Here is a 13,126-nt window from a genome sequence, read left to right as displayed (position 1 = left end):
TGAGTTTCACCAGTCGGACCGGTCTTCCCAATGCAACGGCGCCGCCGACTCTTGTGCGACGCGATGTCCGCGAAGGGGGAGGATGGAGGAATGCTGGATCCGGGTGAGCTGTACGAACTCGAGCCCGACGTGCCCGAGCTCGACGGGGCGGTGCTGGTGCACGGCCTGAGCGGGTTCGTGGACGCGGGGAGCTCGACGCGGCTCGCGATCGAGCACCTGCGGACGACGTTGGACAGCCGGGTGATCGCGCGCTTCGACGCCGACCAGCTGATCGACTACCGGTCCCGGCGGCCGCGAATCGCGTTCGACCAGGACCACTACACGGGCTACCAGCAGCCGGTGATCGAGGTCGTGTTGGTGCGGGACCAGGACGGGACGCCGTTCCTCATCCTCGACGGCCGCGAGCCAGACGTGCAGTGGGACCGGTTCGTGTCCGGCGTCACCGAGCTCTTCGAGGCGTGGAACGTCGGCCTCGCGGTCGAGCTGCACGCGATCCCGATGGCCGTCCCGCACACCCGCCCGGTGGCGTTCACGACGCACGGCAACCGGACCGACCTCATCGCCGGCGAGCGCTCGTGGAAGCACTCGGTGCTGATCCCAGCGAGCGTCGGGTCGCTGCTCGAGCTGCGCCTGACCGAACGCGGACATGACACGTTCGGCCTGGCCGTGCACGTGCCGTATTACCTCGCCGAGTCCGAGTACGCGACCGCCGCCGCGGCCATGGTCGACTCACTCGCCAAGGCCACCGGCCTCGCCCTCCCCAGTTCCGACCTGCACGAGGCCGCCGAGCAGGCGCGCGTGCAGATCGACGAGCAGACGTCGTCGTCCACTGAGGTCGCGCAGGTGGTGACCCAGCTGGAGCAGCAGTACGACGCGTACACCGCCGAGGAGTCCAACCGCGCCGACCTCCTCCAAGCCGCCGGCGGCGAGCTCCCGACCGGCGACGAGCTGGCAGAGAGCTTCGAACGCTTCCTCGCCGAGCACGAGCGCAAGGACACCGGCGACAACCCCGACTAGCTTCGATCTTTCGTCCGGCGGTCGGTTCGCCCCGGCCCGGCCCCGCCCCGGCCCCGGGGTCAATGATCATGTTTACATGATCATTTGCCCCTTTACGTGGGGTGGACGCCAGGTAGAGCGGCCACTGGCCGGGTAAGGCGCGACACCCCCAGAAGTAAGCAGAGGCCGTCTGGACGCGGTGCACATCGTCACCCATATAGCCAACATGAATTCCTCCTGCACCACGCCCATACGGGCGCGGGGCGCCGCGCGCCATCGCGCTACGCGCGCGCCATCGCGCTACGCGCGCGCCATCGCGCTACGCGCGCGCCATCGCGCTACGCGCGCGCCATCGCGCTACGCGCGCGCCATCGCGCTACGCGCGCGCCATCGCGCTACGCGCGCGCCATCGCGCTACGCGCGCGCCATCGCGCTACGCGCGCGCCATCGCGCTACGCGCGATGACCGGCGCTCTTTGCCAGACACGACCTCTAGCCGCGCGGAAGCTCGGCCAGGATGACCTTCGCGAGGTCGCTGGGCTCTCCCCACCAGAGCCCTTCGGAAGTGGGCGCGACGCCTGCGTCCGTCACCGTCGTCCAGGCGTCACCGTTCCAACCGACGTGCACCGACGAACGGCCGGCGAGGTGCTGAACGTGCTGCCGGCCGACCGGCCAGTTCGGCTCGCGCAGGACGACCGCCGGGATCCCGCTCCGGGCTACCTTCAGCATCGCCGAGCCGGGTGAGGGGAACACGACGTCGGCCGAGCGCAGGTAGAGATCGGGATCCTGGCTCGACTCGTACCCGATCCACCTGACTCGTGCGTCGTCCGAGCGGATCCCGAGCTCGGCCGCCGCAACCGCCGAGCCGCAGAGGACGTAGAGCGCGCCATCGGACGGCGCGTTCTGCTCCCACAGGGCAAGCGCGGTTCGCAGCAGTTCTCGCTGGTACGTAAGCCGATTCGCGGTCAGTCCGCCCAGGGACACAGCGCCAACGAACGAGTCGCCGATGCCCAGTTCCTGCCGGGCGGCTGCTCGCGACATCGCGATCGGCTGCACGATCGGGCCCAGAAACTCCACCTGGTCGAGGAAAGGCGGAACGCTGTGCAGTTCCGGCCAGTCCGGGATGACGATTCGCCGAGCGCCCATGAGCATGATGTCCTGGCGTGGATCCTGGCCAGGATCCGTACCGAGGAAGCAGCTGACGAACACGCAAGGAACGCCGATCAGATCGCACAGCGCCGGCACCCGGAGCAGCTCGTCGCACACCACCAGGTCCAGCTCGGGCATGGAGGCGAGGTACGCGTGCAGCTTGGCGGTGGCGTCCTGGTCGTGATCGTCCTCATCCGGGAACCCGAGATCGTCATGGCCACGACCGCGCATCCGCAGGTACTCCGCACCAGTACCCGCGGACGCGAGCCGCACTTCGACGGCGGGATCGAGCCGGTTCAGTGCGTCGATGACCGGCAACGCCCGGGCCGCGTGACCGAAGCCGTTTCCCCTTGCGAGATAGGCGATTCGACCCGGCATGTGGCCGAGGCTACAGAATTCCGGCGCGCTTGGACGCGGGTGCCCAGATCGCGTTCCCGGCGTAGCGCGCCGTGTAGCCCAATGCCAGCACAGCGGCCAGCCGGTCAACGAGCGTCCCGCACCCGGCCGTACCTGTCGCGTCGGTTACCGCCGAGCACCGAACGGTGTTGCCCACAACGAACGAGACCGTTCGCCCGACCAACGGCTTGTTCGCACCGGTGTCCCGAAGCGTCGCCGTGAAGACGGGCGGGTTGAGCAGCACCGGAGTCGCGGTCATCACCGTCGGATACGGCGTTCGCGGGCTGGAGAACAGAGTCTGCGTGACCGAGGTCGGACCTCCGGGGTTGTTCACCGACCAGAGGGACACCACGGCGGAGTCGTTCTTGCTGTTGGAGTTCGTGCACGACGATGCGGGCGTGCTCACGTCGTACGTCTCGTCCACCTCGTACTCACCGATCGGCGCGTAGACAGCCTGCGGCCAGCAGACGTACTTCACCGAGTCCGGCGGCGTCGGTGTCGGATCGAGCCAGCTCGGTCCGGCGCTGGAGATGGCGATGCCGAGGTTCGGCGGCACCGGGTTCGCGTCGTTGTCGGCGACGACGACGTGGTTCTCGGAGGCGTTCAGGGTGTGCTCGGTCGTGCCGACAGCGGCGAACGGCCGGAAGACCGTGTCGGCCTGCTGGGTCTGGAGTACGGGCCCGTCGTCAGCGCCCGCCGCGACGTCCCAGATGTGCTGGATCTGGTAACGATCGTTGAGCGCCCACTCATAGGGCTCGATCCTGGTCGTCACCTCGATGCTCGTGTCGGCGAGCGTCGAGCCGTGCACCTCCACCGTCTCGTAGAGGTACCCGAAGTAGGCGGACCACCCCACCTCGTAGCCCGTCGTGCCGAGTTCGACTCCGAGGCGGCTCTCGTCCAGGGAGATCTCGTCCTCGTGCGTGATCAGAGGGCCTTGGACGTAGACGCGCGTCGACTCCTCGTCGCCCGGTTCGTCGGGCACGGTGACGTGCTTCACCATCAGGTAGCTGGTGCCGGGGATCCCGTTGCCGAACAGCACGTTCAGTCCGGGGCCGGCTGGGTGGTTGGGCCCCGTGAGGACGGTGAACGTGCCGTTGCCGGGTGTGCTCTGCTCGACGTACAACTGGAAGATCCCGTTGCCGACGCCGCCGGGTGGCAGAGCGGTCACCGAAGCGCCGCCGGCGACGCGAGCTTTGGCAGCCGCGCCGCGAGCGATGACGGAGGACTTCAGTTCCTCAGGCGTGGTGGGTCGGTCGGACTCGCCGGCTGCCGCCGGGCCTACCGTCATGGCGAACGGCGCGGTCGCGACGAGCGCGGCGACAACGGCGGCGAAGCGGCGAAGACGAGCCGGGCGCATGGCTTCTCCTGGAGAGACGGGGGTCAGATCTGGATGGCGTCGACGTAGACGAGGCGGCTGGTCGTGGTGTTGGTCTGGTTCTTGCCGAGTTGGTCGGACTCCTCGGCCACGAGGCGGAACGGCTTGCTGCCGCGCGGACCGGGAAGCGTCACCGTGCCGGACCAGGTGGCGAGCGGAGCGGTGGCGGTGACCGGGAGGTCGACGGTGCTCGCCGTCTCCCACGCGAGATCGCCCGGAACCCCCGTCCTGGCGGTCTGGACGAGCACCTTGACCGACGCTCGCTCAGTCGTGCCGGTGACGGGTACGTACGTCCGGCCGGTCACGGTGACCTTGACCTTCGTCGGGTCCGCCGAGTCGACGACAGCCGTCATGGTGCGGTCCGGGCTCAGCTGGGCGAACTGGGCCAGCACCACGGTCGAGAGCTCGACACCGGTGAGGGAGATCGGCTGGTAGCGGGCGAGAGCCAGCCGGATGAACGGGGTGTACGCCGTGTCCGTGCGGTTGATCGTGACGTCGCAGTACCAGAGCTGACGTTCCTTGTCGTACCCGACATCGTGAGGCGCGACGGCGACCCGGTCGGTCAGTCCGGCGTCCTTGTCGGACTCGGCGAGCTTGAGGTTGGACTTGGGCCGGATCGCCAACGGGAACTGGGTGCGCAACGGCGACACCTGAAGCTGCGGATCAGCGGCGCCAGAGTTGAACGCCGGGTCCTGACCCCAGGTGGTGATGTACCGCTCGATCCGGGCGAGCTGGATCGGATCTGGCTGCGCCTGCGGAACGATCACGCCGAGCTGCTCACCGTCGCCGGAGGAGTACCAGGGACGCCTGAGGTAGACGCGCAGGCCGTTACCCGACCGGGTGCTCGTGAACTGGTTGCCGCTGCCCGTCCGAGCCCACCCGAACGTCGGCACGATGTAGGCGATGTCCGGCGCGATCGGCCGCGCGGTGCTCGGCACGTCCACCACGGCTCGCGGCTTGGCCTCGGTGCTCACTCGTGTGATCGGCGGGGCGACGAACGCGACCTCGACCGTCGCGCCCTTGAGCGGAGGCTTCGCGGTGACCGTTCCCTTCGCGTAGTTCACGTCGTAGTCCACGCCGCGCGCGTACGTCGTGCGCGTGCCGGTCGTGGACGTCAGCGCCTCCGTCCCGGGGACGAAGCCGGCGGCCGACACCGGAGTCTCCGTACCGGGCGGGAGGAGCGCGACGTTCTTGCGCTCGACGAAGTACTCGGCGAATCGGGTGGTCGCGATGAGCTCGTAGCTGACCTTGCGGTACTTGGTGTCGTGGAACTCCTGCGTCTTGTCGAGCACCTGCAGGTCGCCGGCCTCGTCGTCGAGATCGATCGGCACCTGGTACGCCACGACCTCGCCGTTGCGCGGCTTCGGCTCTGTCTCCCCGAGGACGTCGAGCTGTTCGGTCCACCTCGCGACCAGGTCGAGCCGAACGGTGCTCGCTCGGTCGAGGGTGACCTTGTCGGCGATCTTGGCCGTGGTGTCGCCGATCTTCCGAATCGCGACCGGCTTGGTGAAGCCCGGAGCGAGGAGCGGCTGCCGAACGGCGTGCACGAGCGTCAACGTGCGGTACGGCGTGAGCTGCCACAGCTGCCCCTTGACCGCCCACTCCTCCAGGTCGGCCTGGGCCACGTCTGCTGGCAGGTCGTTGCCGTCGGCGATCCAGTTCATCAGCCAGCCCCACGGCCCGAGCAGCTCCCGGTCCGAGGCGTTGATCCGGCTGCTGTACCGAACGTCGAAGCTGCGCCCCTTGGGGATCTTGACGATCAGGACGCGCTTGAACTGGTCGAACTGTGGCTGGCCGGTTCCCTCGATGAGCTGGATGCGGAACGGTCGCGCGTCCGGCCAGCTCTGCAGCAACCCGTAGTCGAAGTCCTCGGTGTGGACCGCGTCCGCCGAGAGGCCGGGCAGGCCCACGAACGCGACGCCGCGCGCGAGCGGGTCGGGGAAGTACGGCAGCTTCAGCTGGTCGGCGTCGTAGTACCTCTGGTCCTGCCCGAGCGGGTCGGGTTTGCCGAGAGTCGCGAACGTGCCCGGATCCCTGTCGGCGATCTGCCCGTACGCGGCTCGGTTCATGCCGCCGGGATTGAGCAGGCTCTTCGGGACGTCGAACATCCCGTGCTGCTCCGCGGTCAGCTCGGCGACCCGTTGCGGTGTCAGGTGGCGCTGGCTGTCGGCCACCATCGGCTGGTTGTGGTTGCTGCGAATGACCAACCGTTCATGCGATTCGCCCTCGGTACGAGGCTTGCGGAACAGCACGCTCGGCGGATCCACCGGTTCGAACCGGCGGTACTTGATCGTCTCGCTCACCTGGGAGGCGTTGGAGGGAACGTCGGAGAGCCGGAGGCCATTGCCTGCCAGGTCGGCGGTGCGTGCGCGGAACTTGTAGGTGCGTCCGTACCGGAGCTTCGGCAACGTTCCTGGTGCCGCCTTGAAGGTCGCCTTCAGGTCGAACGAGGGATCGGGATCGGTGTCGCCGCCGACGAGCTCTCCGCTGTCGCTGGTGCCCTTGCCGGGACGCGGGGCGACCAGGCTGTAGCCCGCCCAGCGTGCCAGCGACTCGTGCAGGTAGATCGTCGCGTCCTGCTGATCCTCCTGCTCGGTGTGCGCCGGGATGATCGCGCCCTCGTCGTCGACGTTGACGGTCATGCCAGCGAACGTGTACGCGCCCTTGCGTAGGCAGAGGCTGTGCCAGGCCTTCGTGGCGTCGTCCCAGACATCGAGGCGGAACCCGCGGTTGATGTCTTCGGCTCGGACGACCATCTCGGCCAGGGTCTTCGACTGCAGGCTCGCCTCGAGGGACATCGCCTTGTTGAGCAGGGCGTCGAGCTTCTCCGCCCTGTTCGTCTGGGTCAAGGAGAGACCGCGCGACTCGAGGGCCGGCGGCGGCTGCGGGAGGGTCCTCCGCCGTGAGTCGTACGCGATCTTGGCCAACGTCTGCGCACTGGCGGAGATCTTGGCGGCGGCCGCGTCGGGGTCGATGTCGACGACGTCGAACTCCGGCCGCTCGAGTTCGAGCAGGCCGTTCTTCATGAACGAGTCCTCGCTCGCGACCGCGACGAAGGACGAGTTCGTGATCGCGCACTCGGTGGCGGGCGTCTGGTCGACGCTGTTCGCGATGTGGTCCCACACCGGACGCACCTTGACGAGAACGGACGGGCTGGCCGCGGGCAGCGGAATCGAGATGTCGCGGACGAGCCCGAACATGCGCAGCAGCGGTGGGTACTCGACGATCGATCCGACCGCGGTGTGGAAGTCGAGCCGCGGCGCCTCGTCAGCCAGCGCCTTCGGCGGCGGTGGGGGTTGGTTCGGTGGTTGTGGGTTGTTGGCCTTGTCGCGGCGGTGGAACTGCTCGACGAGGAGGAAGCTCACCTTCGCCGGGTGGATGCCGTCGAACTCTGGTTCGGTTCCCTTGACCCATCGCTGCCGTTCCAGAACCAGCTTGATCGCGCCGCTGATCTGCTCTCGCTCGCCGGACGTCAGCTGCACGCGGTGCAGCTGCAGGGTCGGCCGTCGCGGCGGCTCTCCGCCGGTGGGGCTGGGACTCGGGCTGGGACTCGGGCTGGGACTCGGACTCGCACCGTTGGTTTCGACCGTGCCGTCCGACGTTCCGCCACCGCAGCCCGGTGGGTAATAGGTGTAGCCCGTCGGCGGATCGGTCGACCACCATGCGGCGAGCGCGGAGTACTCGCCGCGCACGAGGTCCTTCACGGTCTTCGTCGGAGCCGAGCGGATCACCCGCTTGTCCAGGGCCGCGACGCGTGCCCCGTTGCTGCTGAAGACCCGGGAGTCCTTGGTGAAGAGCTTCGTCCACAGGTCGGACCGCGGGCTCGGCCCGACGAGAGTGGCCTTGACCTCGGGGGCGTCCCCGACGGTCACGTAGAACTCGAGCGGCTTCTTCGGCCAGTCATGCCAGTCGGAGAACGTCTCCAACGTGTCCTCGGGCTGGTCGGCGACGAGTCGCGGCGAGACGAACACGGAGAGCTGGAGCCGCCCGTTCTTCACGCCGTTCGGCAGGACGGTCCACGTAACTGTCTGCGAAACCATGGGGATGCTCCTGGCTTCCTAGGCGGCGAACGAGTCGCAGTAAGCGGTCCAGTCGGAATGCGTCATCAGGTCGGCGAACTCGGGCTGCTCCGCCGCGGGTGCGGCGGCGAGTGCCGCTGCCCCGTTGGCAGAGTCCGGCCCGGCGAACTGCTTACGGACCCGCAGTGTCACCGAGACGCTGAAGAACAAGATGTCGATGGAGACCTTGAGGGACGCTTCGCCCTCGACGATGTTGGCGCCGCCCGCGTTGCTGTAGGTCAGGCCAAGGTAGAACTCGGCGGTGATCGTGATCAGGCCGAGCACGCTGAGCCGACCCGTAGCCCGCAGGTATCCGGTGAGGGTGATCTCGTCGTTGTTCTCGAGCCGGAAGTAGATGCCGGCCATCACGGTGATGCTGCCGCTCGCGACGACGATGTCCAGCGACAGGTTGCCGCCGAACTCGATCGCCGCCTCCATCATCACCAGACCGCTCGGCCCGAGCTCGAGCGCGAAGAACCCACCGCCAGCGAACACGTACACGCTGACGAGGAACTTCTGTTCCCTGCTGCAGAATCCGAACCGCGCGCTCACCGGGCGGCCGTCGAACGGCAGGCTCAGCCCGGCGGAGAAGCTCAGCTGCTGCAGGGAGAAGACCCCGAGTGAGATGGTCGGCAAGGCCAGCGTGTACCCAGCGGTGATGCCGCTCGGCTGAACGTCGATGTTCGGTCCCGAGCCGCCGGTCTGCAGGTAGCGCTGCAGCGTGTTGATGAAGTTCAGCGGCCCCTTGAACATGACGGTCCCGAGATCGGGTGTCAGGTTGGGCTTGCTGTCGTTGTGCTGCTCGAAGCTGAACTTGTTGAAGACGATGGCCAGGAAGTACAGCGAGCTGTCGTTGCGATCCACGAGGTGGATGGTGAAGTTGCGCAGTTCGCCCGTGATCTTCGACGTACGTTCACCGGTCTGGAGGTTGACGCGGAACTCGCCATGCAGCTCCAGCTCGGCGGCAACTCCGTTGCCGTGCGCCTCGAACGGCCCGAACTTGTCGGGATCGGTGGCGTCCTGGTTCTGGTTCTTGAGTGCGGGGTTCCAGTCGAGCTTGGTGACGACGGCCTCGGGCAGCTGGTTCGTGTTCCCGTTCGGGTACACGACCGTCGTCTTGATCGTCGGCCCGCCGCCCTTCGGGTCCGTGACGTTGGCCGCCCCGAGGATCTCGTTGAGCGGGATCGAGCCGAGCAACTTCGTCGCTTCTCCGGTGAAGAAGTCGTTCGGGTCGAACTTCGCCTGATCTCGCAGCTCGCTGATCTTGTCGGCCGTTCCGCTGACCGGGCCGAACCGTCGAGAGAGCGCACCGACGTTGAGGTTGGGTACGGCAATCCCGCCGACGTTCTCCGCCTTGAAGGTGGCTCCGACCGTGGCGTTCGGATCCGTGCTGCCGGGCAGCTGTTGGACGTACTCGAGCAGTTCGCCCATCTTGGCGACGTTCGTCTGCACACGGGCGAAGACGTCCGGCACCTCGGCAGCGGCTGCGGCAGCACCGGCAGCGAGCGTGCTCGGTGCCTTCGCGTACGCGGGGTCGAACCCGATCGTCGAGATGGCGCCCGGCCCCGCGATCGCCTCCACCGCAGGCAGCCGCACGTCCGCGGCGAGCACTGTCGGGTAGAAGTTCGGCAGGTCCCGTTTGATGCGCTCGTCGGGAGGCATCTGCTCGTTGATGTCGGCGCCGAGGTACAAGGTCTGGACGGGATAGGCGGACTCGCCCGGCTGGAGTGGCGTGGCGAAGCCGACCTGCTGGCCCTTCAACGAGATCGCGCGCCGTTTGTCGGTCGCGAGCTGGGCGTAGCTCTCCAGACTGCCGTAGTCCTGGTAGAGCTCGGCCAGGACCGTGCCGGGTCCGCTTCCGCGCGCCTCGTCGAGGGCGGGGTTGTACTTCGCGTTCAGATCGGTCGGGCTGTAGCCGGCGAAGACGAACGCCAGCGGGCAGCTGAACTCGATCTTCCGCCCCTCCAGGTCGGTCGCGACGACGGGGAAGGCGAGGTCTCGTGGCGTGTCGCCGATCTGGACCCAGAAGCTCTGTTTCCCGGTCAGGATCAGCTCGGGACTCTGGGCCAGCGTCGGCGTCACGGTCGTGGTGAGCTGAATTCGCCGGAACGGGAACGCGTTCGGTCGAGGCTCGGCGTTGGCCGCGTCGGGGAAGGACTTGACTGGCTCCTTGACGATGATGAACAGGTTCTGGAACAGGTACGCGACGCCGTTCTCGATCCGGCGCTGGCTCTCACGTACGAGGACGGCCCGGTTGCCGAACGGGAACAAGAAGCCTGCGTTCTCCAGGCGGACGTAGTTGTCGCGGCCGATCGACGACCGATGCCGCCACTTGATCAGGGTGGCGCCCTTGGTCGTGTCCCACGTGCCCTCGAGTTCGAGGGACGAACCCAACGCGCTGAGGAGCACCAGGTCCGTGCCCGCTTCCTTGACGAACGGCGCGGAGAAGTCCGAGGTGTTCTGCACGATCTCGTTCGGGTGATTCGGGCCGAACACCGTGAAGGGGGTGCCGTTCGGTGGCGTCTCGGTGTAGACAGCGCGCAGCGAGGTCGGTCCGGACAGGACGTCTGGCCGGTTCTCGTCGTCGCGGTTGACCAGCCTCGTGTGCCAGAGCTCGGTCCGCGCGCCGTGGGTGACGGGTGCCGCGGCGTGGGTCCAGGTGGTGAGGCTGTCCGGTGACAGGTGCAGCCAGTCGACCAGCCGAAGGTCGGTCTGGAGAGCATCCGGCTCGACGTACGCCGGAGTGGGCTCGCCTGGCTCGAACGGTGGCGTTCCCGCTGGCAGTGCCCGGGGGACGACGTTCATGATCCACTGCCACCAGGCGAACAGGGCGCTCTCGGTGTAGGGGAGCGACGTCACGGTCGCCGGAACCTTGAACCCGAGGTGGCTGCTCTCCACTGCCTCCGTCTTGACCGCGCCGGGAGCTGGCCGGGGATCGGTCTCGAGGACCGGGTCCTCCATCACGTGCTGGGAGGGGAAGGTGACCACGACGTACGCGTCCTGGCCGGCGTTCTGCCGCGTCAGCTGCGGCGGGTTCGTGCTCGTCGAGAGCACGAGGTTGTAGAAGTCGAACTTCAGCCGGAGCATGTCGGCGGCCCGGGTGAGTTCGAGCTGGTGCGACGGCGTCTCGGCCGCCCACGCCTTGCCCAGCAAACCTGGCGCTGTGGCCTGGACGCCGGCGACCAGCAGGCCACCGCCGCCGATGACGAGAAAGCCACGCCGGCTCAGCGTTCCTGCGTTCAAGGCCTCGGTGATCGGTTCAGCATGACTGAGCGCGACATGATCGTCCCGTTCGGACACGAGTGCCCCCCTCGATGGTGTCCTTGTGCAGCCCTCCGATCGTGAGTATGGGCACGCGGTGTCGCCCGTTCTATCGGTGAAAGTACGTACATTTGGGCGATGGCTACCTATATTTTGGACTTGGGCCGATCGCCAGGGGTGTTATGAGCTGATTGTCCAAAACGCGATGGTGGGTGGCAGCACGATGCCGCGATGGCGACGGGTAGCGTTTGACCCGTGCGAGGAGAGATCGGTGTCTTCACCGGGAGTGCCCACCAGGAGTTCGCCGAAGAGGTCTGCACCGCGCTTGGGGTAGACCTCCTGCCGACCGCGATCCAGCGGTTCAGCAACGACTGCCTGCAGGTCCAGTTGCAGGCCAACTGCCGGCAACGTGACATCTACATCGTGCAGCCGCTCGTGCCTCCCGTTCAGGAGCACCTGATGGAGCTGCTGCTCATGCTCGACGCCGCCCGTGGCGCGTCGGCGGCCCAGATCACCGCGGTCATCCCGCACTACGCGTACGCGCGGTCGGACAAGAAGGAGGCGCCGCGGATCTCGATCGGCGGCCGACTCGTCGCCGACCTGCTCGCCACGTCCGGCGCCTCGCGCGTCCTCACCATGGCCCTGCACGCGCCGCAGGTGCACGGCTTCTTCAGCGTCCCCGTCGACCACCTGAACGCGATCGCGGAGCTCGCCGAGCACTTCCGCGGCAAGGACCTCGCCAACACCGTCGTCGTCTCACCCGACCTCGGGAACGCCAAGCCCGCTTCGGTGTTCGCGCGGCTGCTCGGGATCCCGGTCGCGGCGGGCAGCAAACGGCGCCTCGCCGACGACCAGGTCGTGATCGACGCGATCGTGGGCGACGTGGACGGCAAGGACGTGATCGTTCTCGACGACGAGATCGCCACTGGCGGCTCGATCATCGAGCTGCTCGACCGGCTCCGCGAACGTCAGGTGGGGCGAATCGCGATCGCGTGCACGCACGGCCTGTTCACCGGCAAGGCGATCGAACGGTTCGCCTCCCAGGACGACATCACCGAGATCGTCACCACCAACACCGTTCCGCTCGCGCCGGAGAAGCGGCTGGCCAACCTCGAGGTCCGCTCGGTCGCGCCGCTGTTCGCCGAGGCGATCCGCCGGATCCACCTCGGCGAGTCGGTCAGCAGCCTGTTCGGTCCACCCTCGACGCTCTAGCCGTGCGGATTAGTAAGGTCGTCGACCTGTCGCAGGTGGTCGACTCGTCGACGCAGATCTATCCCGGCGATCCCGTTCCCTCGCTGCATCCGGCGACGACGATCGAGGCCGACGGCTTCAACGTGCTGCACGTGCACATCGGGTCGCATACGGGGACGCATGTCGATGCGCCGTACCACTTCGTCTCCGACGGAGCGCGGATCGACGAGGTGCCGCTGGCGTCGTTCCTCGGTGTCGGCGTCGTCGCCGACGTGAGCGGGCGGGAGCCGCGGTCGCGGATCGGCTGGGCCGACCTCGCGCCGTACGAGTCCGTGCTCGGCCCCGGTCGGATCCTGCTGCTGCGCACCGGCTGGTCGGAGTACTTCGGGACCGAGCGCTACTACGACCACCCGTTCCTCGACGGTGACGCGGCGCGGCGGCTGATGGACCTGGGGGTACGTACGGTCGGCATCGACGCGCTCAGCCCGGACGAGACCGTGCTCGACGGCCCGCCGTCGGACTTCGCCGTGCACCACACGATCTCGCGGGCCGGCGGCATCATCGCCGAGAACCTCACCCGCCTCGCCGACATCGACTTCGCCGACCCGCTGGTCAGCCTACTGCCGATCAAGCTCGGCGGCGCCGACGGTGCACCGATCCGCGCTATCGCCAGCGAGATCATCAACAGCTAGGGTTCCGCG

At 67.8% G+C, this 13,126-nt stretch carries 7 protein-coding genes; 3 read left to right on the top strand and 4 right to left on the bottom strand.

Annotated features, from left to right (window positions below; all coding sequences use genetic code 11):
* The first annotated feature begins 90 nt into the window (after positions 1–90).
* Positions 91–1,017, top strand: coding sequence for a PAC2 family protein (locus JOD67_RS04170; protein ID WP_205115389.1), 927 nt, complete (start codon positions 91–93; stop codon positions 1,015–1,017).
* Between the two features lie 470 nt (positions 1,018–1,487).
* Here JOD67_RS04170 and JOD67_RS04165 read toward each other — a convergent pair whose 3' ends face one another.
* Genes JOD67_RS04165 through JOD67_RS04150 form a run of 4 tightly spaced genes read right to left on the bottom strand, consistent with a single transcriptional unit; the run spans position 1,488 to position 11,273 of the window.
* A complete protein-coding gene (locus JOD67_RS04165; RefSeq protein WP_205115388.1) occupies positions 1,488–2,522 on the bottom strand; it encodes a hypothetical protein in 1,035 nt (344 codons plus the stop codon).
* A gap of 10 nt (positions 2,523–2,532) precedes the next feature.
* Positions 2,533–3,897, bottom strand: a complete 1,365-nt coding sequence (locus JOD67_RS04160; protein ID WP_205115387.1) for a hypothetical protein — start codon at positions 3,895–3,897, stop codon at positions 2,533–2,535.
* A gap of 23 nt (positions 3,898–3,920) precedes the next feature.
* Entirely contained in the window at positions 3,921–7,955 is a 4,035-nt protein-coding gene (locus tag JOD67_RS04155; protein WP_205115386.1) for a hypothetical protein, read from the bottom strand.
* An 18-nt stretch (positions 7,956–7,973) separates the two neighbouring features.
* The gene (locus JOD67_RS04150; protein ID WP_205115384.1) at positions 7,974–11,273 is read right to left on the bottom strand and encodes a hypothetical protein; all 3,300 of its coding nucleotides are present in this window, start codon (positions 11,271–11,273) and stop codon (positions 7,974–7,976) included.
* A gap of 216 nt (positions 11,274–11,489) precedes the next feature.
* On the opposite strand from JOD67_RS04150, the gene JOD67_RS04145 reads away from it, so the two are divergent.
* Together JOD67_RS04145 and JOD67_RS04140 are read left to right on the top strand one after the other, a co-directional pair.
* A complete protein-coding gene (locus tag JOD67_RS04145; RefSeq protein ID WP_205115382.1) occupies positions 11,490–12,446 on the top strand; it encodes a ribose-phosphate diphosphokinase in 957 nt (318 codons plus the stop codon).
* A gap of 2 nt (positions 12,447–12,448) precedes the next feature.
* Positions 12,449–13,117: a cyclase family protein gene (locus JOD67_RS04140; protein ID WP_205115380.1), complete on the top strand. Its 669-nt coding sequence runs from the start codon at positions 12,449–12,451 to the stop codon at positions 13,115–13,117.
* Positions 13,118–13,126 lie beyond the last annotated feature (9 nt).

Source organism: Tenggerimyces flavus (assembly GCF_016907715.1).
GTDB classification, from domain to species: Bacteria; Actinomycetota; Actinomycetes; order Propionibacteriales; family Actinopolymorphaceae; genus Tenggerimyces; species Tenggerimyces flavus.
The sequence above is the reverse complement of the archived record's forward strand: the minus strand, read 5'-3'. Positions and strand labels throughout refer to the sequence as shown.